The organism is uncultured Duncaniella sp. (assembly GCF_910577345.1).
In the GTDB taxonomy this organism is placed as follows: domain Bacteria; phylum Bacteroidota; class Bacteroidia; order Bacteroidales; family Muribaculaceae; genus Duncaniella.
Window position 1 is genome coordinate 15,784 of the sequence record NZ_CAJTMT010000026.1, and the last position, 23,528, is coordinate 39,311.

Here is a 23,528-nt window from a genome sequence, read left to right on the forward strand (position 1 = left end):
CAAATTTACGCACTTTCTCCCATCCTGCCAACCTCCGTTGAAAGAATTAAGACTAAATAAGCCAGAGGTAAGACTAAATAAGTAAATTCCGTAGGCAGTGTGACGGCGTATGGATAACTTTGCTTCGGCTCCCGGAAATACCGACCATGCCATCAATAACCATCAGAAATAACAGAGTGCATCATGATGAAATCCGCTTTACCCATACTGCTTCTCTTCTGTTCAATGGCATTACCCCTCTCTGCCATAAACCAAGCGCCGGACACACTCTCAACCACCCGACATCAGTCCTCCCCACTACTCCAAGCCTCCGGCGTCGACTCCATTCCTGACCAAATGCTCAATGAGGTTGTGGTCAAAGGTGAGAAGAGTCAAATCAGATCGCGCGACGGAAGCATGGTGGTCGACCTTCCATCCATCGTCAGGAACAAACCGGTCAGCAACATCCTCGAAGCATTGACATATCTTCCCGGAGTCTCTTCCGACGGCGGGATGCTCTCACTTGCGGGAGCAGGAACAGTCAGCATCATACTCAACGGCGAGCCAACCGACATGTCGGTCGAAACCCTCTACCAACTCCTCTATTCAATGCCGGTCGACAAATTGAAAAATGTCGAAATCATGTATGCCGCTCCCGCTAAATACCATGTCAAAGGAGCGGTGATAAACGTCATTCTTAAAACTCCCACCCCTCTCGACGGACTTCAAGGCCAGCTCCGGGCAGGCTATGAGCAGACCCACCGTCCATCCTACGGAGCCGGTGCAGCCGCAACCTACGCAATAAAGAAGTGGACATTCGACATGAATTACTCGCTACGGGATGGACGCGGGAAAGACCGTGAAGTAACCTATTCAAACCATCTCGTCGACGGCACCCGCCATCTCATCGAGGAAGACAACAGCAGAATCTCACACAAGCTTTCAAACCTCATCTACGCCTCAACTGCCTATTCATTCACCAAAGAAAGCAGCCTGAAACTGACCTACAACGGGCAGTTCACATCCAATTCCAAAAATCTGAGCCACACCACAGGTACTCTCGGACAAAGCCTCAACACCTCAACCTACCAATCACCCATAGCCTTCCACTACGCAGCTTTGCGCTATACCACCCCTTTCGGCCTCGCCGCAGGAGGCGAATTTTCCCACTATTCCGAACGCCGCCATCAGTATCTTCAATCCCTCTCACCCGATGCTCCAATCATGGATGCGTCCAACAGACAAAGGGTGAGCCGAACACACGTTTATACCGACATGACACACCAAATAAATGACATGGCGATAAACTACGGCGCCGAATACACCTCTGCCTCCGACCATAGCCGTCAATCATTCCTCCTGCCCGAAAATCCTGGCTTCAACAGCACTCTCAATGAAAAGACAGTCCAGGTCTACGCCGGGATGCAAGGATCATTCCCATTCGGCCTATCCCTCACTGCCTCACTCGCAGGGGAATACTACCATAATGCAAGCGTCCACAACTGGGACTTTGTCCCGCAGTTGGGTGCAACATACTACCGCACACCGACAAGCATCTTTCAGCTCTCATTCTTTTCCGAACGCGTCTACCCCTCATATTGGGAACTGCACGGGGCGACAGGCTATCTGAACCCCTACAGCATTGTGGTCGGCAATCCCGATCTTCTCCCCACGCTAAAATATTCAGGCCAATTCTCCTACATTTTCCGGCAGAAATATGTGGCCACGCTCTATGTGAAATACAACGACCGTGCATCGGTCCAGCTCCCCTATCAGTCGCCGACGGAATTGCAGCTCATCTATCAGACTGTCAACATGAACTATACCCGGACCGTCGGGCTGCACCTCCATATCCCTCTCGAACTGAAATCAATCCTCAATTCGACCATCACGGCCAATCTCTTCAATCAGCGCGCGAAAGCCGACCGCTTCCACGACATAAGTTTCGACAACCGCCGATGGACATTCTACGGTGAACTCAATAATACCCTCCGCCTCTCCCCGACCTCTCCTATCGCTATTTCACTTGACATCTCCTGCATTACCCCCTCTATTCAAGGTATAGGCAATCTGACAGGTTTATGGAAAATGGATGCCGGTATAAAGTGGAGCTTTGCAAGAAAACGGTGCTGCGAATTCAATCTAAAATGCAATGACATCTTCAACACCTGGTCACCGACCCTGACCATCAATACCCGTGGACAGGACTACCGCATGAAAGTAGTGGACATGACGCGAAGCCTCAACCTCACCTTCGTCTATCGCTTCAATGGCTTCAAACCCCATGAAACAGACATCGACACATCCCGCTTCGGCACAGGGAAATAGGAGGTGGGTGATTTGTCGGGCATTTAAACAATGGTTGTAGGGACGCGCTGTAGCGCGTATGCCAGATGAACCGGATATTCCCAGAGGGGTACAGAAATTCAAAAATAACAGAAATTACAGATATTTTTCAAGGCTGATATTTTTCAATACCGGTTTGATTAATTCATCAAACCACCGGCAACTGAAAACCGTCTGTAATTTCTGTTATTTTTGAATTTTTGTACCCATGTTTTTACTATTACATTTGGCATACGCGCTACAGCGCGTCCCTACAACCGGCCATGACCCGTCAATCCAACCATGATACGTCCCGCCATGAAAGACACTAAATAATGGAATAAAAAAATTTTTCAACCCTACATGAACCTTTTTCCTGACCACCGCGTTATAATGGCATAAGAGAAAAATTACTTTTTCCATTGCAAGAAATGTGATAATGATTGGTTTATTAAACGAAATTAAGGCTGTCGGGATGACAGCCTTTTTCGTTTATACTAAAAATCCACAATATAGCCACAATTTATATTAACGTACAGCATGTTATATTAAGGTACAGCATGTTATTATCGGACATCTTCGATGCCCATTTTTGTGGATTTACGCGTGACCCCACACCTTCGCGGTGAAGCAATTTCGCCCTACGGGCTTCATTGCTTTACCGCTCGATGCGGGGCTACCATCATACCGCTGCTTCGCAGCTTAGAAATTACCATCCGGCAGGGGTGAGGCCGTAGCGGGGGTATGGCGGGGTATGGCCGTAGCTGTTATGGCCGGGTATGACCGTGCCGTTATGGCCGGGGCTGGCGGTAGCTGTTATGGTCGGGGCTGGCCGTGCTGTTATGGACGAGTTTGGCCGTGGCCGTTGATGAGGTAGCGGTAGGTGGTGATTTCGCGCAGACCCATCGGGCCACGGGGACCGAGTTTTTGCGTGCTGATGCCTATTTCCGCACCGAGGCCGAACTGTGCGCCGTCGGTGAAGCTCGTCGGAGCGTTGACATAAACACATGCAGCATCCACCTCACGCTGAAAACGGTCAGCCGCCTGTTCGTCATCGGTAATGATACACTCACTGTGGCCCGAACCATAGCGGGCGATGTGGTCAATAGCCTCGTCAAGCGAAGCGACAGTGCGGATACCCATCTTATAGTCCATCCATTCGGTAGCGTAAGTGTCCTCGTCCGCATCTTTCAGCAACGCAGCGGGGTAATGTCCGGAAAGGGCTTCACGCGCCGGAACATCGGCATGAATTTCCACATTTTTCTCGGCAAGCCTACGACAGAGTGCGGGAAGATCGGCGAGGCGGTCACGATGGATAAGCAGAGTGTCGAGGGCATTACACACGCTCACCCTGCGGGTCTTGGCATTGGTGATTATGTCGCATCCCATCGCAAGGTCACCGGCCTTGTCGAAATAGGCACTCACCACCCCTGCTCCGGTCTCAATCACAGGAATGCGGGCATTGTCGCGCACAAAATCAATCAGTCGCCGTCCGCCACGGGGGATGCACACATCGACATAGCCTACAGCATTCAGCATAGCTGCCGTAGCCTCATGGGTCGAAGGGAGAAGAGCCACGCAAGCGGTGTCCATGCCCGCATCGGCAAGCACCCGATGAATCAGCCCGACAATTGCTTCATTTGACGATGCAGCATCCGCACCACCCTTCAGCACACAGGCATTTCCACTGCGAAAACAGAGCGAGAAGACATCAAAGGTCACGTTGGGTCGGGCCTCATAAATGACGCCTATAACACCAAACGGCACCCTAACCCTGCGCAGACGAAGACCATTGGACAGAGTACGCTCCTCGATTACCTCACCGACAGGCGACTGAAGCATGGCCACATGGCGGATGTCGCCGGCAATGGCAGTCAGTCTATCCGGAGTGAGCTGCAGACGGTCGTAGAGAGGATTTGCAGGATCCATCCGTTGAAGGTCAGCCACATTGGCAGCGAGAAGCTCCTCCTGAGAAGCATCGACAGCATCGGCAAGACGCATAAGAAGCGCCACACGCTCCTCATCGGAGATAGACGACAGTGAGCGTGAAGCCTGTTTCACGCCGGAAAGAATGCCGGTTATATTTTGATTCATATTTTTACGTTTTAATTTGTCGATTCAGAATGCGTCCTTAGACATCACACAATTAATAATTGTATGCACACATCTGAAATCATCCTGTTATTCAATGAAAAGATAATCGTAGTGAACGACGGGGCGACCGCCACGCTGACCAATCATCGCGGCTGTCTCTCCGCTTCCGAGAGCGGCACGTCCGACACCGATGACCTCACCGCCATCGGTAGTAAGGGTAATGATGTCGCCCTCCTCCCATTCACCATCAATAGCGGTCACACCGACAGGCAGAAGACTTACCGCACGGTCGCTGCGCAAAGCCGCTGCGGCATTATCATTGACCGTCACGACACCCTTGGCAAAACTTCCGCTGTGGGCAATCCAGCGCTTGATGTTGCTCAGAGCCTCCGGGCGGGGTTCAAAAAGGGTGTGAGGTACGGTAGACGGGGAATTTATAAGGTCGACCAACACATTCGGACGATCGCCACGCGCGATGAACACACTGACACCCTCCTCCGAAAGTTTGCGGGCTATTCCACACTTGGTGCCCATGCCTCCACGGCCGAAACCACTCTTGGAAGCCACGACATTGGAGCTTACATCCTCTCCCGGACGCACACGCCCGATGAGACGCGAAGCCGGATCCGACGGGTTGCCGTCATAAATACCGTCGACATTCGAGAGGATAACAAGCATGTCGGCATCCATCATCGCCGCAATGAGTCCCGACAGCTCGTCATTATCGGTAAACATCAGTTCCGTAAGGCTTGCCGTGTCGTTTTCGTTGACAATCGGAACTACACCATTTTCAAGCATGGTCTGCATACAGGCCCGCTGGTTGAGATAGGATGTGCGCGACGAGAAATTTTCCTTCTGAGTCAGCACCTGACCCACGACATAGCCGTACTCGCTGAAAAGCGAATTGTAGATGTTGATGAGGCGTATCTGACCGATGGATGAAAACAACTGACGCTGAGCCACCGAGTCGAGCTGACGCGACGGACGGAGCGCACCGCGTCCGCAGGCCACAGCACCGCTCGACACGAGAATCACCTCATGGCCCTGCGCACGGAGCACGGCAATCTGGTCGACAAGCGCCGACATATTGGTGACATTGGGTTTGCCGTCGGGACGTGTCAGCACATTGCTCCCGACCTTCACGACTATGCGCAATCCTTTCTTTTCTTCTGCCATAATTTCAAAGGGATTATTTCACAGATGCTTTAAGCCCACGGATTACTGCGGAAGTGAAACCGGCATGTTCCATCTCGTTGAGGCCACGGATGGTTATGCCACCGGGAGTTGTCACCTTGTCAATCTCACTCTCCGGATGAGCGCCATCAATCGAAAGCAGAGCGGCGGCTCCACGAAGAGTCTGCACGACCATCTTCTGGGCTACCGCAGCCTTGAAGCCAAGTTCAACGCCACCCTCGACAGCCGCACGGACATAGCGCATGGCGTAGGCTATACCGCATGAAGCAAGCGCGGTGGCTGCCGGAAGATGAGCCTCGTCGATGACCATGGTTTCACCGAGGAAATCGAAAACTCCGGTCACATCAGCCGTGACAGACTGCGAGGCATGGACAGGGACGATGAAGGTCATCGACTGAGCGACCGAGACAGCGGTGTTGGGCATGGCAATCAGCAGCGACGGCTCGTCAGCGCCATCCTTTCTCAGCCACTCCATCATCTGCAATCCGGTCAGTCCGGCAGCGATAACGACAACGGTCTGACGGGAATAATCCAGAGAATCCTTAATTTCAGTGAGAACAGTCTCGACAATCCAGGGCTTGACTGCAACGATGACGATTTCTGCATCACGCGCGGCCTCGACATTGTTGTTGGTGACTGTAGCGCCCTCCGCCGACAGGATTTCAAGCGGGCGGGCCGAGGGATTGGAAACTGTAAGCGAATATTTATCCTTTGCATAATTGAGCAGTCCGGAGGCGACAGCGCCACCCATTGCTCCTGCTCCAATGACAGCAATTTTCATAATATTTTCTACCTTAAGTTTTATAAAATCGTACATTTGTTCTGACGACGGACATGCGCCCGCGTGCCATTTGCATCAGGGACAAAGATACGGATATTTACGAAAATTTACGGTCTTCATCATCAAAAACTTTGACATAGGCATGAAAAATGCGGATTGTGGGATGCTATTGGAGCCATCAGCCGGCGGCGGTCAATGGTTTTATCCGTGTGCGGGCACGGCGTTTCATATCGTTCATAAACAAGCGGCGCGCACGGCGGTTGGGAAATGGAATGGAGGAATAGTCCGGCTCATCGCAGTCGGGACAGGCAGTTGCTTCATCATCGCAGTCGGGACAGGCAGTTGCTTCATCATCGCAGTCCGGACAGACATGGACTTCTTCATCATTGCCGTCGGAGGTTATGCGCTCTGTAGTAGTGGCAAACACATCTTCAATCACAGCAGAATCGCCGCGGCGCAAGGCGGCACGACGACGCGCAGAGGCTGATCGCTCAATTGCGCGGTCAATCTCAGGGCGCAGAATTGTGAAAATCATCATGCAGACCGCATCAGAATCAGCCGAGGGTGCAGCACCGTCGGCTATATAGACGTCAATCATCCCTGAAGCCACAACGGCAAGAACCGGTTGACCATAGACGGCACACGCCTCACTCACCCGGCCGTGGATGTAGGCGTGGAATTTTTTTGAAACTTTGGAGCGGGGAGTCTTGTCGCTTACTTTGGGAAATGAGGTGGAGGATTGAGAAAATGAGGTGGAGGATTGTTTCATCGCAGTATTTCGGTTTAAGGGTGATATTATCTTCGGCAAAGTTAATATCCCGGATATATGGAAATGGTGCGATAATGCAAAGCGTGTGAAAAAATTTTTAACATCACAAAAAATATCACGGCGCAGCATTTCTGTGTTTCTAAAAAAATGATTAACTTTGCACGCAATAAATTTTAATCGTTATATGTCATTTATTGCTGATCGAGTAAAAATGGACGGACTCACATTTGATGATGTCCTCCTTATTCCGGCTTATTCGGAAGTTCTTCCCCGCGAAGTAAACCTTAGCACCCGATTTTCCCGCAACATCACGCTCAACGTTCCCCTCGTCTCTGCCGCTATGGATACAGTGACCGAGGCTGCATTGGCTATCGCCATCGCCCGCGAAGGTGGTATCGGCGTGATTCACAAAAACATGTCGATTGCCGAACAGGCTCGTCAGGTTCACGCTGTGAAGCGCGCGGAAAACGGCATGATTTATGACCCTGTGACAATCAAACGCGGCAGCACCGTGGCCGATGCCCTCAACATGATGCGTGAATACCACATCGGCGGCATTCCCGTCGTTGACGAGGACCGCAAACTCGTCGGTATCGTCACCAACCGCGACCTGCGTTTCGAGCAGAACCCCAACCGTCCGATCGACGAGGTCATGACAAAGGAGGGACTCGTTGTGACAAACCAGTCGACAAATCTCGAAGAAGCTGCACAGATACTCCAGCAACACAAAATCGAAAAACTCCCCGTCGTTGACTCCGACAACCGTCTCGTCGGCCTCGTGACCTATAAGGACATCACCAAGGCAAAGGACAAACCCTACGCCTGCAAGGACAAGCTCGGCCGCCTGCGTGTTGCAGCCGGTGTCGGCGTGACAGCTGATTCGATGGAGCGTGTCGACGCTCTCGTTGAAGCCGGTGTCGACGCAATCGTCATCGACACTGCCCACGGCCATTCGAGAGGCGTAATCGGCGTACTCAAAGCCATCAAGGAGAAGTATCCCCATATCGATGTCGTTGTCGGCAACATCGCAACCGGCGAAGCAGCCAAATATCTTGTTGAGAACGGAGCTGACGGCGTGAAGGTAGGCATCGGCCCGGGTTCAATCTGCACAACCCGCGTCATCGCAGGTGTCGGTGTTCCCCAGCTCAGCGCTGTCTACGACGTTGCCAAGGCTCTGAAAGGCACAGGTGTACCTCTGATTGCCGACGGCGGTATCCGCTATTCAGGCGACATCGTGAAGGCTCTCGCAGCAGGCGCATACTCAGTGATGCTCGGCGGAATGCTTGCCGGAGTCGAGGAATCACCCGGCGACACCATCATCTACAACGGACGTAAATACAAATCATATCGCGGCATGGGTTCGCTCGAAGCTATGGAAAAAGGTTCGAAGGACCGCTACTTCCAGGCCAACGAGACCGACGCGAAGAAACTCGTGCCCGAAGGAATCGCAGCCCGCGTCCCCTACAAGGGTCTTCTTTACGAGGTTGTCTACCAGATGCTCGGCGGTCTCCGCGCCGGTATGGGCTACTGCGGTGCCCCCGACATCGAGCGTCTGCATGAGGCCAAGTTCACCCGCATCACCAACGCCGGTGTGGCCGAAAGCCATCCCCATGACGTGGCAATCACTTCCGAAGCTCCCAACTACAGCGCTTCGGCACGATAACTCCCGAATTCCACAGCGCCGGTAAGGACTGTCGGCGCAGGAAGATACGCATACGGAGGACGAAAGGTTTCAGAAACGGATATGTCCGTGGATTGGAACATTCGTCCTCCGTATGTGTGCATATTCCCATGCCATTTAAGCTCCCGCGACAACCTTTGAATAAGATGTTTTAGATGCATGACCGCAATAAAGCGTGGAGAAATCCGTTAGATAAATGTAACTGAAAACATTGGTCTATACGCCACAAAATCATGAAGAAAAAAACGCTTATCCTGTCTGCCATAGCCGCATCGGCCATCATCTCGGCCACGGCTGCAAAGACAACCGACCCCGTCGTGATGACTGTAAACGGGAAGGACATACGCCAGAGCGAATTTGAATACCTCTATCAGAAAAACAATCTCCAACAGCTCGCTCCGCAGACAATGGAGGAGTATGTGGACATGTTCGTAGTCTACAAGCTCAAGGTAGCCGAGGCTGAAGCCGCAGGTCTGCATCTGACCGACGGATTCAAGAAGGAATATGAAAGCTACTGTGCCGAACTCTCCAAGCCATATCTGAGCGACACACTTGTCGGGAAGAAGCTCATCGACGAAGCATACGGCCGCCTGGCCACCTCGCGCCGCGTCAGCCACATCATGCTCCCGATGGGAAGCACCTACGATGAGAACGTGGCCAACCGCCAGCGCCTCGACAGCATCAGGAATGCCATCGTGAACGGCGGTGCAGACTTCGGCGAGATGGCGATGAAATATTCGTCGGACCGATCGGCGCTCCGCAACCGTGGCTCAATGGGCTACATCCTTGCAAACCGTTTCCCCTATCCTTTCGAATATGCCGCCTACAATACTCCTGTCGGCGAGATTTCAGAGGTGATTGACGATGCTCCTTACGGCTACCATATCATAAAGGTAGAGGACGAGCGTCCGAATCCCGGAAAGGTGGAAGCCCGCCATATCCTCAAACTGACCCAGGGACTTACTCCTGAGGAAGCAGCGGTCAAGAAGGCGCAGATTGACTCAATCCATGCCCTCCTGCTCAACGGCGGCGACTTCGATGCAATAGCCCGTGCGGAAAGCGAGGATCCCGGTTCGGCAGCCAACGGCGGTAAGCTCGGCACATTCGGCCCCGGCCAGATGGTCAAGGAATTCGAGGAAACATCCTTCGGACTTAAGGAGGGGGAAATTTCAGCCCCGTTCCAGACCTCATACGGCTACCATATCGTCCAGACACTCGCTCACCACAGCATCGGCACAATCGAGGAGGAGCTTCCGGGCATACAGGCTGCAATCAACCGCGACATGCGCTCGACAATGCCTGAAAAGGAACGCCTTGCAGAGCTGAAACGCGAGTTTGGCGTGAAGGTCGATTCCACTGCGCTTTTCGGCCTGAAGGACAGAATGGGTGCGGCTTCCGACCTCGCAGCAGCTTTTGCGACAGCAGGCAACGAGGTGGTTGCGACTGTCGGTGACCGCCAGCTCACCGCCGCCGAGGTCAGCAACTCTCTTCCTGAAAACGTACGCAAAGGCGCTGCAGATGCTTTCACCGCTTTCAACCTTGGAATGAACAGTCTCATCGACGAGACCGTCATCGGCAAAGCGCGCGAACGTCTTGCAGAAGAGAATGCCGACTACCGCAACCTCGTCAACGAGTATCGCGACGGTATCCTTCTCTTTGAAATCAGCAACCGCAATGTGTGGGAACGCTCGACGACCGACAGCGAGGGACTTGCAAATTATTTCGCAGCAAACCGCTCGAAATACAACTGGGATGCCCCTCACTATAAGGGTTATGTGGTCTTCGCGACCTCAGACTCCATTGCAGGTGCGGCCAAGGATTATCTTGCATCAACCAAAATCGAAAATGATTCGCTCGTCAACCGTCTGCGCGACAATTTCGGCCGCCATATCAAGATTGAGCGCGTGGTGACTGCCAAGGGTGAGAATGCCATTGTCGACAATGTCGCTTTCAACGGCGAACGTCCCGAGGCACCCGGCAAATGGACAGCATGGTTCGCCTACAACGGTCGTATCATCGACACCCCTGAGGAAGCAGCCGACGTGCGCGGCGCCATCACCGGCGACTATCAGCAGGAACTCGAACAGAACTGGGTCAACTCCCTCCGCAAGAAATACAAAGTCAAAATCAACAAGAAAGCCTTGAAGAAAATAAGGGATTGAATGCTGAGGCTTTCCGAAACCAGCGGAAACAAAAAGCAGAAGATTAGAGTTAAAACGCTCTAATCTTCTGCTTTTTATTTTCACTGGCATTTAACTGTCAAGGCTCAATCGAAGCCTTTATCCATTCTAAATGTTTCTGACGACGGGCAGTCAATGCCGATTGAACTTTGAAGGTATCATAGTCTGCATCAAGAGTATCAATAGATTCAATCGGACTCGTTGCAGCGACACCATTGGATGGTATACCCAATTCGTTAAGCAACCCTTGCTGCCGTTCGTCGCTTTTTTGAGGACAGACAGAAATCAAAGGGCGCGAATAATTAAGGGCAAAAGCTGTGCCGTGGAAGGAAGATGTCACCACAACGGTTGCATTTTTGAAATAGCCGACAAATTCATCGACCGACCGAACCTCGACACTGACAGCTCCAAGTTCGCGGACCTCAGGACTGTCTCTTTCTGAAAAAGTTATAATTGTGTCACAAGCATAACGCTCTTTCATTTTTGCAGCTATATCCAAAATCTGTGGACGAGGGTCAAAGGCATAGTCAAGAACATAGAGCAGGACATACTTCCTACAATCAGGCTTATCCCTAAGCTTTAACTTTGACGTCCATTCATCGGCAGACAGTAACAAGGTCGGATCAAGCATGGTACAGGAAGGACACTCAAGGCCAAGTTGCTCACGAAGAATCCTCAGCCCACTCCCCTCACGCACGGAAATAGCGGAGTAGCGAGCCAGACAGGATTTATACTTATGAATCAACTCCGACGGCAGTGAGTCGCAGGCAAAACTTGAGGCAATAGAAATCCGCCTCACATCCTGACCGAACGACAGCATGAAAGCAGAATCTCCTTTAAGAAAACGAGGATTCCATACCTGGTCACTGCCTGTGATTAAAGCAGTATACCCGGACCAATCTTCGGCAGCGAGGTCATCAAGATCCTTATAGAGCCGTGTGAGATTCAACCGTGATTTTCGGAATGTCTCTATTCCGGTCTTGAACTTATCGACATGTATGCCTAACAACCCCAACGCCTTCTTGACACGTTGCTTCAACGCCGAAGGCCGGATAAATCCATGACGGTAATGCCAGTCATTGGGGTAATTATAGTTTATCACATCGCACTCATAGCCAAGTTTTTCCAATACAGTCTGAGTGGCGAAGGCCTGAAGTACCGACCCATAGTTCGGTACCTGAAAAATTGTCATCAGAGCTATTTTCATATCAATTGCTCCCCCTTTCCATCAGTTTCTTAATCCTATATGCGATGCGCTTGTGAAGAAAAGTCAATCTATATGCTGCAATCAATCCGGAACGGATCTGCCGGAGCGAGCGTGATGAACGTAACTGCTCAAGCAAGTGATTGCGTATGAAGGGCATTTTCGGAGCACGAGCCATCTGGCCCTCGCAACAGACGCCAAGAGGTTGCGGCTCGAAATGGCAACTGTCTTTCAAGTCATTCAATAGCCTCTTACCTCGATCGGTAAATGCAAGCGCGACACTGACACCTTCCTTGTTGGATGCGTAGGACTTCCCCCAGAAATCACCGATGCGGATGTCGGCAGAAGAGGAGGTCATCTTGTATTTGCATGACTTATAGCAACAATGGTTCAGGCAGTAGTTACCGAGAAAGAAATCATAGAACAAATCGCCTTGCGACATTCTTGAAATGTGTTCATCCTCCTTCCGACAGGCGGATGAACCGGCACCATCGCCTTCTGCCTGCCCGACAATCCTCATCGCCCATGAATCATGCCAACCGGTCTGCTTGTCGCGCCAGTTGACATCACGGATGCTTCCGATTTTTGTCTTGGTCTCCGCGATATATTTGTCCCAAAGTAATAGACTCGGGACCCCATGGCAGAAGAAATCGAGCAGAATGAAATTGTCCTCGACTTTGCGGAGTTTTATCAACCGACGGAACGAATCAATCTGACAAGGAGTACCGGTAACCAGATATTTCTTCTTCAAATCAATCTTAATAAGAGCATCAGCGGTAAAACTCGGGATATATTTACTTCCTCTCGAAGCACGGAACTCATCGACAGAATCTGCAATATAATGTTCGGCTCTTTCAGAATCGGCATTATATCTGACACCAACCGCCGAATAACCATCGGCCAACAACTTTCTGCCAATTTCAAAGCCAATCCCACCGGATGAGCATGAGCTGCGCACTTCATCATCATTGCTCCAGACAGCGGTTGATAAAATATCGGTAGACTGCGAAGCAATCTCATCATGGTTGAAAGCACAAATCCTCAGACACAGACCACAGTCGATACAGCGAGCCTGTTCCCTGATTACCGGAATATAAAAGCCATCCTTACTCTTGTCAAGAGATATGATTTTCACAGGACAGGCGCTTACACACACGCCACAACCGTAGCAATTTTCAAGACTACTGATATTTTTAGCCATAATTGAGAATGCCTTTAATCAAATCTTTAATTCTATTTTTAGCAACCGTAACACATCCCCAAACAAAGCGTCTAAAAGGAGATTTGATTATTGCCAACTTACGGGCATAATCAGCAGGTAAATCCATCTGTTTGACGGATTTGTAAAATTCATGAAGCTGCGGATCGACAGCGTTGAAATCGTTCATCTTCAACACTCCTTGTTCATAGAGAGTAGTGATTCTGTAGTATGTGAACGGTTTCTGGAGAACGGAGGCGTATGGTAGCGTTTTAATCACTTCAGCGAGCAACGAAAAAAGAGCGAACCACTCAGTCAACGGTCGTTTCTGTTTCGAGACTCCACGAGGATTGAGAATATAGTCATAAACCACCTTGTCGGGTGCAATCTTTATAGCTTTAACTTTTGCCGAAAGCCTCATAAGCATCAGCAAATCCTCATTCTGATGGATGCGGCATTCCAATTCCAAAGATGTACGTCCGAACAAGTCCCTGCGATAAAGTTTGGCGTAAGGACCTATCGAAGTCTCGTGCATCAAGAGAGCATCCATGTAATTCTCAGGAGATTGGAGTCCTGAAAGTTTATTTGGCAGAAAATCCTTGCCGTTTAAACTTAAAGTTCCGGCAATAATATCCGCCATACCGTCGTCTTCGGAAATAAGCAATTCCAAAGCGTTGGCAGGCAGAACATCGTCAGCATCGACAAAAGTGATCCATTCCCCAGCGGCCTTGCCCACACCATAAAGACGCGCAGCGTATGCCCCACCGTTAGATATGGAATAAACTTTTACGGCGGGATTCTTCTTTGCGAAATCTGTCAGCACATCGAATGTTGCATCAGCAGACCCATCGTCGACTACCACAATCTCATAGTCTGTATATGTCTGCGTGAGAATACTATTTATGGTCCGGCCGACACATTCAGCACAATTGTAAGCCGGTATTATAATTGAAATCATTTTCTAAATCTTGAAAGCAGCATGTTTTTGAATAGCTCTCTTTCTTTTCCAGAAAGTCCGACAAAGGCGATTATAATTCCAACAAACACAATTTGCAAGCACGCCGACACGACGATTTCAAAAAAATCACCGGAGATATGGATGGGGAGATATTGCATCTGGGCAAAAATCAATGTCCATCCGATCAACAACGGCAAAAAGCAAGGAATCACAACGCCTGTGAGCATTGAACCGACAGTAATGCCAAGTCTACCCAATCCCATGCGCGTTCCGACAAACACGACAAGCATATTTGTCACGAACTGCACCAACACTGTGGATTGAGGACTGAAATTTAATTTGAGCAACAGGTAATAGACAGGAATGTTAAGGAGGGTCACAGCACTTATCACAATCTGATACCGTTTAATGCGACCGGAGGCCTGCATAACCGTCCAAACAGGCCCACCGATAGTATTTGGGAGAAGGGATATGAGAGAGAATACACAGAACCAAGATGTAAGCGGAGGTACGTCTGTCAGCCATATTCCAAGTATCTTGTCAATATTGAATATAATCGGAGTAATCAACAGGAGCAAGAGAAAAAACGAGAATTTCGATGACAAAATGAGCAGCTTTCTCACCTCTCCAAACTCACCGTTAGCATAGTCCTTTATCAGCGGAGGAGTTACCGCCGACTGAAAGTTACCAATAAACTGAAAGACAGCGGAACTCACTTGATTCATCACTCCGATGCTTGCGTTTAGAGTTACCCCATAAAAAATATTTACGAGGAAATTGAGACCCTGACGGGAACCGACATTTGCAAACGCGCTGAATGAACTCCATCCGGCAAATTTAAATATATCAGTAACGCATGATGATTTAAAGCCCGCAAAGCGATGTCTGACCGACTCAAGGCGGGTATGGACAAAGACGATATACCATAACAGCACAATGACATTTACCGCAAGCAACAGCATGACATAGAGCACAAGCTTGTCGGCCTTAATCATTGACAAGGGCCAAAGTATGGCCAGTTTCAAAAAAACTTCCACGATACCGGTATAGGCATAGAACGACATCCGTTCATAGGAAAGGACGGCAGCATTAAACGGTATGCGGTATACGTTTGTCACAGTGATAGCAATCGAAAGCTGATAGACAATCAGCGCGGCATAGTGCCTGTCTGGCGGAATGACCAGTTGTGTGTTGATGAACCATAGGCCCAATGTCTCCGCTATGACAACAAGAAGAAGAATCAGAAGGAGATGGGCAATCAAGCTTGACGAAAACATCTCCTGCAACAAACCTTTTTCACCCCGACCAATCAAAGTACAGAAATAGCGTTGCGTTGCAGTGGTCATCGTCGTGCTCAGAAATGTAAACAACACGACCACACCGGCCACAAGATTATAGATACCGTAATCCTCAATACCAAGCACCTCCAGAACAACCCGACTGGTATAAAGCGTCGCCCCCATCATCAAGAGCATCCTGATGTAGAGGAAAAAAGTATTTTTCGCTATACGCTTATTATTGGATGTAGTCATTTTATTTGCCCTGTCACAACTATTTAGGGAGTACCGAATACAAAATTATGAAAAATCCCTTACACCCACTTAATTTCGCAATAAATATTTATCGATGCTGTGATATGAATTATTTTTTAGATGGCTTTAATCTTTTTGTCCGGCAGACAATTCATCAAGAATAGGGACAAGATAGTTGTGGGCAATTGAATTCCAGTTGCTGTCCGAGAGAGAGGCACGAAGGGTCGTCTCGTTGATAGTCGAACGTATGGCAAGGTATTGTTCAAGTCCGTCGCAAAGGCTCTCCGGAGTATCCTGAATCAGCAGGCCATTTTCCGGGGTGATAATCTCCTTGTTGGCTCCGGTAGCGGTCGCTATGCAGAAAAGTCCAGAAAGGACGTATTCGAATGTCTTTGTAGGGGGTTGATGCTCGTAATAGGAAGTTATCGGAACGAAGCTTAACCCGACATTACATCTGTCGAAAAACGGTTTGACCTGTGTCAAAGGAACATAGCCATGAAACTTTACAATCTCATCCAAACCAAGTTCAGCAGACAATTTTTTCAGTCCATCAAGCATTCCCGGCAGTCCATCGCCGACAATATCAACCGACATCGGCAAATTGCGGTGACGGTCGCGGAACAATTTGATTCCTCTGAGCATCACATCGAGCTTACGGTTGGTGAAAGTCCCGATATAGAGCAGATTCAACCCACTCATATAGTCTTTAGGTTCAGTCGAAATAACGTCTGCACCAAGAGGAAGCAAGCGGACAGTGTCCAGCCCTATTTTTCCGGCAATACCTTTAGAGAGAGTGGAAACAAGGTCAAAACGACGGCTTTCTTTCCGCAATCCCGCATCAGCACGACTTCTCACGTCCGAATCGGCTTCAATCGAAAATGTACGGACATCCATAATCATCCTCCGCCAGGGGCAAAGAAGTTTCAAAACAGAGCAACCTTTGAAATACTCCACCAATATCGGGCCCTTGAAAAATGCGCTCTTCCAAACGGCACTTATGATAAAGATAAGGCCACGTACCAAATGGGGAAATTTAAACGGGACATATATGACATTCACTCCGTTCATTTCCCAAAACTTTTTCTTATGCCTCGTCGTGAGAACTGTTATATTATAATCGCACCTAAGATACTCACACCATTTGTATAAATCTGTGAGTTCTCCAAATGGGACCTTGTCTATCAATAATAATTCAGGATTATTCATCGCTGTTCTCTTTTTTGATAAGCCACACAAGCTAACCATGAGCCTCATTAAAAACTTCAGCAAATATCTTTCGTCGGGATGCGAGTGACTGCTCCAATGAAAATTTTTCGGCGACACGAATGCAATTGCCGGACATCGATTTTCGGAGAGACGCATCTGAAAGGCGATTAATCGCGGATGCAAATCCATGAATATCATCCGGTTCATTGACAGTAAATCCTGTAAGGTCGTCAATTACATATTCCTTGATTCCCTGAACAGCAGTGCCAACCATCGGGACTCCGGCACAAAGTTGCTGGATACCGGCCATCCCAAGTCCTTCACGAACCGACGGAATAACTCCGATATCCGCACAATGGACGAGCTTGTCTATATCACTTCTGAAGCCAAGCAATTTGAGTTGTACTCCATTATTCTCACAAAAGGCCTGAATCTCCTTACCAACGCCCGAGGAAGCAATCTCCCTTCCTGCGATTGCATATACATAACGGTGTGCATCAGGCAACGAAGCCAATGCGCGGGCTATCACGATGTGATTCTTACGCTCAGACAACTCTCCTATGGCCAACACCAAAATTTTATCATCAGACACACCTAAATCATGACGCATGGCAATTCTATCGACATGTACATCCCTGTAGCCAGCTATGTCACATCCGACACCATTAATCTTATAAACATTCGGACAATTAAACGACTGTACAGCCTCAAAATCCTCATTATTAATAGTTATAATGGCATCACAGAAACAGCTTGCAAAGAACTCTATCGGCTTAAATTTAATCTTCGTTTTCCAATCTGAAAGATGGGTCCAAGACAAGCCGTGGCTGACATAAATGACTTTTGCTCCGGTCCCGATAGCAGCCATGCGCACTGCCAAACCGGTTATCGGGGTATGACATACCACAGCCTTATATCCTCCGTCATGAATCAATCGGCAATAGTTTCTGTAACAATCCCAATTAATCTTCTTCACTGGTGATTTGGTATCCATCCTGATATCGACGAAGTTTGCACCGCGACGAGCGATCTCACCGCGGATGTAATCTTCACCAAGACGATTGTCAGCAGCGACAGTCACATCATAGCCCATATCACGCAAGATGTCAATATCATCAAGTATGAACGACATGAAACCTGTGAGACTCACAGCTATCAGCGCTTTAGGCCTTATATTCTTGTCTTTTTGAACACTCATTTAACAAGTTGTTTCCGTGTTATAATATTGACACCCGTTTTTCAGGCATCCTTCACACTTTCCCCATCGCATTCAGAAAATACATAACCTCTCATTGCAATGTAAAAAAGGATAAAAGCAAACGGGAAGAAACGCAATGAGTCATTATATAATAAAACCAAGAGGATGATAATCCATATAAAACATTTGATATTTATACCGAGAAGAGAGGCACTGCGCGGAGCCATTAATGTCACAATATTGAAAACAAACCAAACAAAGCCAACAATCCCCAACTGAATCAAGATGGAAAAGGACAACGGAAGAGAACCACTAAGCAGCCACTGCCATTCGGATGCAAACTTCGACATTTCAATAACGGTTCCACCTTTAAACTGTCCAAGACCTGCGCCAAATAAAATTCCTCCGGAAGAATACGAAAGTGCTTCCGGGACAAAAACAATCTTTGTAAATCGTGGAATATCAATACCACCGCCTATATCATCCACCGTATAAACCTCATCCTGTATTAACTCAGCTAATTCCATCAGACCTTCAGGATCCTCACCTACCATGTAGGCTTCCATAGCGTCTTCTGAAAACACTGCTTCCATAGCCTGACCGGTGATTCCAAGATATGCCACACCGGCTCCTATCATTCCGACAATAATCATCGGGGTTGATACAAGCAGCTTGAATACAGTCTTCCATTCAAATTTAAGCAGAAGCAGAAAATAGGCCAATAGAAACAGGAAGCTGATTTTCGTCTCGTTAAGGAATGTCGGATAAAGGAGAAAAACGTAGACTTTATTTTTTGCCAACTCCCCCCAGTAGTTACCGAATTTCCATTTTTTGGAAATAAGATAAAATGAGATGATATAAATGGATGTCGATGCAATACCGGAAAATCCATAACCCATCGAGCCTCCGCCATGGTCATTGGCACCATAACGCAGGAACTGCTCAGTCATGCAGAATGCCTGAATCCAAAGGAAGATGTAAAGTTGCTTGTCAAACGACTCGATGAAGCGCTCACGATGACGGGAAGTCAGCATGAAACGAATGATAGGAGCGGCAAACAGGAGTCCGAAGAAATCACGCGCGCCGTTGACAGTGAAAACAAATCCAAGATGGTTCAAACAAGCCGATACCACTCCAAGCACGACAAAACTGCCAAACACAATTATATCGCGGCGGTTCCGTAATGTATAGAGTCCGCAAACAAGAAATACAAAGTCACACAAAAGGTAGACCGCACTTTTTGCCGATGCAAGCGGGGGAATGAGTTCTTCTGCGACGAAACCGAAGCATAGAAGAGCCCACATCGCCCCGAAAAACAAGCCGGAAAAGACCTTGTATTTCTCTACCATATCAAAGTTGGTTCACCTTGTTTGACCTTATCTTACTTTTTACTATAACCGACAACCGGAACAGCGGTTATTTACGGGCACTCTTTGCAGAATAGCCGTAGCCGTAGCCCTTCTTCGAAGTCGTGCCGTTGACAACGACGGAGAGCTTCTTAAGACGGTTGTTGGTATAGATGTCCTCAACGAAGCGAAGGTCGGAGACTGTACTGTAGTTGACGCGGGTGACATAGACTGTCGCATCGGCCACGCGGTCGAGGCTGAACGTATCGCTGACCATGCCGACAGGGGCACTGTCGATGACGATATAGTCATACATCGTGCGGAGCTTGGCAAAGAGTTCATCCACCTTCTTCGATGCAAGGAGTTCGGCGGGATTCGGTGGAATCGGACCGGCGACAATGACATCGCAGTCAGCAACACCCGGGACGGGCTGAATGATGGATTCAAGCGAGACATTGCTTGCCGAGAGATAATTGGTGAGACCCATCGGAGGATTGATGCCCAGATAGTTGGCAAGCTGCGGGTTGCGGATGTCCATGCCGACGAGAAGTACTCTCTTGCCTTCAAGGAGGGAGAGTGTGGCGGCAAGGTTAAGGGAGATGAAGGATTTGCCTTCGCCCGAACGGGTTGAGGTCATGAGCACAACCTTGTCGTTTTCACCGCCCAGCATAAACTGGAGATTGGTGCGGATGAGGCGGAAGAGTTCCGTAGCTGAAGAGGTGTCCGTAGCAGAGACGACGAGGTTGCGGCCAGAGCGGTCCACACACATCTCGCCAAGTATAGGAGCCGAGATGCGGCGCTCCACGTCCTCCTTCGTCTCGAACTTGCTGCGCACAAGACTGCGGATATAGAGCAGCATCGGGGGGAAGAGAAGACCGAGCACTAATGCTATCAGAAGAATCACCTTCTTCGAAAGACCGAGGGGCTCGCTGAGCGAGAAAGCCTCGTCAATAATCTGGCCCTTAGGAATTGAATTGGCAAGGAGCATGGCATTCTCTTCCTGCTTCTGGAGGAGGAAAAGATAGATTTCCTGCTTGATTTCCTGCTGGCGCTTCATGTTGATATATTCGCGCTCCTGAGTAGGGATATTTCCGAGTTTTCCGGCAATCGAACTTTGCTCCGCCTTAATCTTACTGAGATTTAGTTCGGCATTTTCAAGGGCCTTATCGCTCGACACAAGAAGGTTGGCACGGACGAGATCCATCTGTTTTGTCAACTGACGGAGGGCATAGCTGTTCTGCTTGGCATTCTGGGTGAGTTCAAGACGCTTGAACACAAGGGCGTTATAGGTGTTGATACCGCTCTGCACACCACCGTTAGCCACTGACGCAGGGATGAGTTCAGTGTAGTTGAGTGAGTCTGCGAGGAATTCGCGGGTGAGTTTGAGAAGGGCGATTTCTTTCTCAGTATTGAACACGGCGGATTCCATCTGACCCTTTTTGACACTTTGGTAGTTGGCCTCGGCTGCAACGTCGACTATCCGATTCTGCTCCTTATAACGCTGGATTGCAGATTCCGACTCATTGAGCTCGTTAGACAGCAGTCCTATGCGGTCGTTGAGGAAAGCCGCTGTCTTCTCGCCTTGAAGATTCTTTTCATTGATACCACGCTCATTATATTTCTCGATAATCTTGTTGAGCACGGCTGTGCCGTAGTCAGCGTTAGGTGTGTTGAGCGCGAGGCTTATGACATTGCTCTTCTTACTTCCACGATAGGCCATGACCTCCTTGTCAAGATCCTCGGCCGCAACGTCATAGCCGGTAAAGCTGATGGTGGTTTTCAATGACTTACCCTTGACATATTCAGGAGTGGTGACAATGGTGAAATCGCCATAGTCGGTGTGGAGTTGAGCCGGAAGAGTGACATCCTTGGCTTTACCGATTACATCGCGCTTCACCTTGGCTTTGATATTCGCAAGGCCTTTATCGTTGATTTTCACCTTAAACACAATGGTCGACATAAGCGTATCGGCAATGCCGGGGGCCACGACATCGACAGGAAACTCTGGATAAGCAAGGTGCGATTTGAGGAAACCGTCACTGACATAGTGCATCTTGTTGATGCCAAGCTCTTTGGCCACATCGCTGAAAAGCGAATGTGAGGCGATGACAAACACCTCATCCTCAACGAAGCCTTTCGAGCCAAACAGACTGCCCATGCCCCCGAGGTCAGCCATGGGGTTGGAATCCTCCTGCTGAATCAGGACGTTGGCCCTGATGGCCATCGGCCGCTTGTAGATGCGGCAGAAGAGGAAAGCCATGACAAGGCAGAAAATTACCGAAATGACAAACCAGTACCATTTCGACACGTATGTTTTAACCAAAGCATTTACATCAAAGAAGTCTGATGTGTTTTTCTTTGCCATAATTCGAGATATTCGTGTTTACTTATTTTACAGTGAGAGCAATGACAAGTGAAGCGATGACCGAAGCGGCGCTGACCACTGTTGAAATCACCGACAGTTTGAAGGCATTGTCCTGATTATATTTGGAGTTAGCCTGACGGACCTTGTTGGGTTCCACATATATGTAATCGTTCTGCTGGAGATAGTAGTACGGCGAATCAAGCACATCGGATTTATTCATGTCGAGGTGCACATATTCCTTCTTGCCGTTGTTCTCACGGATGAGAAGCACATTCGAGCGCTCGCCGTAGGGCGTCATGTCGCCTGCGGCAGAGAGAGCATCAAGAATTGAGAATCGGTTGCGCGTCACACGGATCTGGCCCGGATTGTTGACCTCACCTGCCACATTGACCTTGAAGTTGACCAGGTCTACGATGACCATCGGGTCCTCCACGTCTTTGCTTATCTGATTTGTAAGTTCCTGCTGGAGCTGTTCAGTGGTCATTCCGGCCACATGGAGTTTGCCGAGTTCGGGGAAATTGATGTCACCGGTGCTGCTCACGACGTAGGTCTGGGGAGTCGGGGTAATCGTATTCCCGAACATTTCACGGGTCGCGGGATTCAGCGTAGGGACATTGTAGACTGCCGTGGCCTCGGGATTGATTGAGGTCACGGATATGAAAAGTTCATCATCAGGTTTGATTTCCGGCATATAGTTCTCGGCCGGAAAACTGCCCTCTTTAATGGTTGAAATGTCTGTGAAATAAGGCAAAACCGTCTTGCTGCTATTGCAAGAGGCAAACAAACCGGCAACAATAACGCTCAGGAATAATGATTTGGTTTTCATAAAGAGTTGTTCTCATAAAGCATAATACCACCGAGGCATTACACTAATCTAACGTTAACAAAACGTTAATATTATAAAAGCATGTCAATTTCATGCGTCAGCGGATGGTTCTGACACAAAAATTCAAATAGCCTCCTCTATCTGGGGAAGCACGGGGAGTATGGAATCGTTGACAATTATCCTGACGCAGGCGTGTGGCTCAACCACCTCAAACTGTTCCTGCGAACTGATGCGCGCAAGCACCTGATTGCGGTCGAAGCCGTTGCGCTCCATGACCCTCGCTACACGGACGTCAAGAGGAGCTTCAACCTCCCAAACTTCGTCGACCATCTTGTCGAGACCGCTCTGATAGAGTATGGCCGTCTCCACAAATGACTTCGGGGCGGTCTGTTCGCCATACCATCGGGCAAGATCGCGTCTGACAGCTTCGTGGACAATCGAATTCAAGCGCTGCAGGGCCTCATAGTCGGAAAAGACGATTTCGCTCAGACGTTTGCGGTCAATCTCTCCGGCAGGGGTGATGCATTCTGGATGCACGTGCTCGGCCAGATTGGCTTTTATTGCAGTATCTGTGTCCATGATGCGGGCGGCACGGCTGTCGCAATCATAGACCGGATAGCCCATGGCTGCCACAATTCGGCTCACCACGGTCTTTCCGCAGCCAATACCACCGGATATAGCTATCAGCATAA

General features: G+C 49.2%; 17 protein-coding genes. 3 read left to right on the top strand and 14 right to left on the bottom strand.

The genetic code is table 11. The features are described 5' to 3' along the window. Positions 1 to 183 precede the first annotated feature (183 nt). Positions 184 to 2,307 carry an outer membrane beta-barrel family protein gene (locus QZ310_RS10670; protein WP_297072612.1) on the top strand — a complete coding sequence of 708 codons (2,124 nt, stop codon included), beginning with the start codon at positions 184 to 186 and terminating at the stop codon, positions 2,305 to 2,307. Between the two features lie 837 nt (positions 2,308 to 3,144). Here QZ310_RS10670 and QZ310_RS10675 read toward each other — a convergent pair. The 4 genes from QZ310_RS10675 to QZ310_RS10690 form a co-directional block, all read right to left on the bottom strand. Continuing rightward, a complete protein-coding gene (locus QZ310_RS10675; RefSeq protein WP_297072614.1) occupies positions 3,145 to 4,398 on the bottom strand; it encodes a glutamate-5-semialdehyde dehydrogenase in 1,254 nt (417 codons plus the stop codon). An 87-nt stretch (positions 4,399 to 4,485) separates the two neighbouring features. Further along, complete coding sequence (gene proB, locus QZ310_RS10680) at positions 4,486 to 5,574, bottom strand: glutamate 5-kinase (protein ID WP_297072616.1); 1,089 nt, start codon at positions 5,572 to 5,574, stop codon at positions 4,486 to 4,488. 13 nt (positions 5,575 to 5,587) lie between these two features. Next, positions 5,588 to 6,373 carry a pyrroline-5-carboxylate reductase dimerization domain-containing protein gene (locus tag QZ310_RS10685; RefSeq protein WP_297072618.1) on the bottom strand — a complete coding sequence of 262 codons (786 nt, stop codon included), beginning with the start codon at positions 6,371 to 6,373 and terminating at the stop codon, positions 5,588 to 5,590. A gap of 178 nt (positions 6,374 to 6,551) precedes the next feature. Continuing rightward, on the bottom strand, positions 6,552 to 7,142 hold the full coding sequence (locus QZ310_RS10690) for a hypothetical protein (RefSeq protein WP_297072620.1): 591 nt from the start codon (positions 7,140 to 7,142) through the stop codon (positions 6,552 to 6,554). Between the two features lie 184 nt (positions 7,143 to 7,326). Here QZ310_RS10690 and guaB point away from each other — a divergent pair, with 184 nt between their 5' ends. Beyond that, positions 7,327 to 8,805 (top strand): IMP dehydrogenase, encoded by a 1,479-nt coding sequence (gene guaB / locus QZ310_RS10695; RefSeq protein WP_297072622.1) that lies wholly within the window; start codon positions 7,327 to 7,329, stop codon positions 8,803 to 8,805. Between the two features lie 251 nt (positions 8,806 to 9,056). Further along, a complete protein-coding gene (locus tag QZ310_RS10700) occupies positions 9,057 to 10,985 on the top strand; it encodes a peptidylprolyl isomerase (RefSeq protein WP_297072624.1) in 1,929 nt (642 codons plus the stop codon). Between the two features lie 97 nt (positions 10,986 to 11,082). Here QZ310_RS10700 and QZ310_RS10705 read toward each other — a convergent pair whose 3' ends face one another. The 10 genes from QZ310_RS10705 to coaE form a co-directional block, all read right to left on the bottom strand. Continuing rightward, positions 11,083 to 12,210 (bottom strand): polysaccharide pyruvyl transferase family protein, encoded by a 1,128-nt coding sequence (locus QZ310_RS10705; RefSeq protein ID WP_297072626.1) that lies wholly within the window; start codon positions 12,208 to 12,210, stop codon positions 11,083 to 11,085. A 1-nt stretch (position 12,211) separates the two neighbouring features. Further along, on the bottom strand, positions 12,212 to 13,408 hold the full coding sequence (locus QZ310_RS10710) for a Coenzyme F420 hydrogenase/dehydrogenase, beta subunit C-terminal domain (protein ID WP_297072628.1): 1,197 nt from the start codon (positions 13,406 to 13,408) through the stop codon (positions 12,212 to 12,214). Continuing rightward, positions 13,401 to 14,363 (bottom strand): glycosyltransferase family 2 protein, encoded by a 963-nt coding sequence (locus QZ310_RS10715; RefSeq protein WP_297072630.1) that lies wholly within the window; start codon positions 14,361 to 14,363, stop codon positions 13,401 to 13,403. The genes QZ310_RS10710 and QZ310_RS10715 overlap by 8 nt, the downstream gene beginning before the upstream one ends. Further along, a complete protein-coding gene (locus QZ310_RS10720) occupies positions 14,360 to 15,895 on the bottom strand; it encodes a hypothetical protein (protein WP_297072632.1) in 1,536 nt (511 codons plus the stop codon). The genes QZ310_RS10715 and QZ310_RS10720 overlap by 4 nt, the downstream gene beginning before the upstream one ends. 126 nt (positions 15,896 to 16,021) lie before the next feature. Beyond that, complete coding sequence (locus QZ310_RS10725) at positions 16,022 to 16,789, bottom strand: glycosyltransferase (RefSeq protein ID WP_297072633.1); 768 nt, start codon at positions 16,787 to 16,789, stop codon at positions 16,022 to 16,024. Between the two features lie 343 nt (positions 16,790 to 17,132). Beyond that, a complete protein-coding gene (locus tag QZ310_RS10730) occupies positions 17,133 to 18,299 on the bottom strand; it encodes a glycosyltransferase (RefSeq protein ID WP_297072635.1) in 1,167 nt (388 codons plus the stop codon). Positions 18,300 to 18,340: 41 nt separating this feature from the next. Then, positions 18,341 to 19,648, bottom strand: coding sequence for a hypothetical protein (locus tag QZ310_RS10735; RefSeq protein WP_297072637.1), 1,308 nt, complete (start codon positions 19,646 to 19,648; stop codon positions 18,341 to 18,343). A gap of 67 nt (positions 19,649 to 19,715) precedes the next feature. Further along, entirely contained in the window at positions 19,716 to 22,010 is a 2,295-nt protein-coding gene (locus QZ310_RS10740) for a polysaccharide biosynthesis tyrosine autokinase (protein ID WP_297072639.1), read from the bottom strand. 22 nt (positions 22,011 to 22,032) lie between these two features. Next, positions 22,033 to 22,761, bottom strand: a complete 729-nt coding sequence (locus tag QZ310_RS10745) for a polysaccharide biosynthesis/export family protein (RefSeq protein ID WP_297072642.1) — start codon at positions 22,759 to 22,761, stop codon at positions 22,033 to 22,035. 198 nt (positions 22,762 to 22,959) lie between these two features. Then, on the bottom strand, positions 22,960 to 23,526 hold the full coding sequence (gene coaE / locus QZ310_RS10750) for a dephospho-CoA kinase (RefSeq protein ID WP_297072644.1): 567 nt from the start codon (positions 23,524 to 23,526) through the stop codon (positions 22,960 to 22,962). Positions 23,527 to 23,528: the final 2 nt, after the last annotated feature.

Coding starts and splice junctions, on each gene's coding strand:
- QZ310_RS10670 (WP_297072612.1), top strand. CDS start 184: ATGATGAAATCCGCTTTACCCATACTGCTTCTCTTCTGTTCAATGGCA.
- QZ310_RS10675 (WP_297072614.1), bottom strand. CDS start 4,398: ATGAATCAAAATATAACCGGCATTCTTTCCGGCGTGAAACAGGCTTCA.
- proB (WP_297072616.1), bottom strand. CDS start 5,574: ATGGCAGAAGAAAAGAAAGGATTGCGCATAGTCGTGAAGGTCGGGAGC.
- QZ310_RS10685 (WP_297072618.1), bottom strand. CDS start 6,373: ATGAAAATTGCTGTCATTGGAGCAGGAGCAATGGGTGGCGCTGTCGCC.
- QZ310_RS10690 (WP_297072620.1), bottom strand. CDS start 7,142: ATGAAACAATCCTCCACCTCATTTTCTCAATCCTCCACCTCATTTCCC.
- guaB (WP_297072622.1), top strand. CDS start 7,327: ATGTCATTTATTGCTGATCGAGTAAAAATGGACGGACTCACATTTGAT.
- QZ310_RS10700 (WP_297072624.1), top strand. CDS start 9,057: ATGAAGAAAAAAACGCTTATCCTGTCTGCCATAGCCGCATCGGCCATC.
- QZ310_RS10705 (WP_297072626.1), bottom strand. CDS start 12,210: ATGAAAATAGCTCTGATGACAATTTTTCAGGTACCGAACTATGGGTCG.
- QZ310_RS10710 (WP_297072628.1), bottom strand. CDS start 13,408: ATGGCTAAAAATATCAGTAGTCTTGAAAATTGCTACGGTTGTGGCGTG.
- QZ310_RS10715 (WP_297072630.1), bottom strand. CDS start 14,363: ATGATTTCAATTATAATACCGGCTTACAATTGTGCTGAATGTGTCGGC.
- QZ310_RS10720 (WP_297072632.1), bottom strand. CDS start 15,895: ATGACTACATCCAATAATAAGCGTATAGCGAAAAATACTTTTTTCCTC.
- QZ310_RS10725 (WP_297072633.1), bottom strand. CDS start 16,789: ATGGATGTCCGTACATTTTCGATTGAAGCCGATTCGGACGTGAGAAGT.
- QZ310_RS10730 (WP_297072635.1), bottom strand. CDS start 18,299: ATGAGTGTTCAAAAAGACAAGAATATAAGGCCTAAAGCGCTGATAGCT.
- QZ310_RS10735 (WP_297072637.1), bottom strand. CDS start 19,648: ATGGTAGAGAAATACAAGGTCTTTTCCGGCTTGTTTTTCGGGGCGATG.
- QZ310_RS10740 (WP_297072639.1), bottom strand. CDS start 22,010: ATGGCAAAGAAAAACACATCAGACTTCTTTGATGTAAATGCTTTGGTT.
- coaE (WP_297072644.1), bottom strand. CDS start 23,526: ATGCTGATAGCTATATCCGGTGGTATTGGCTGCGGAAAGACCGTGGTG.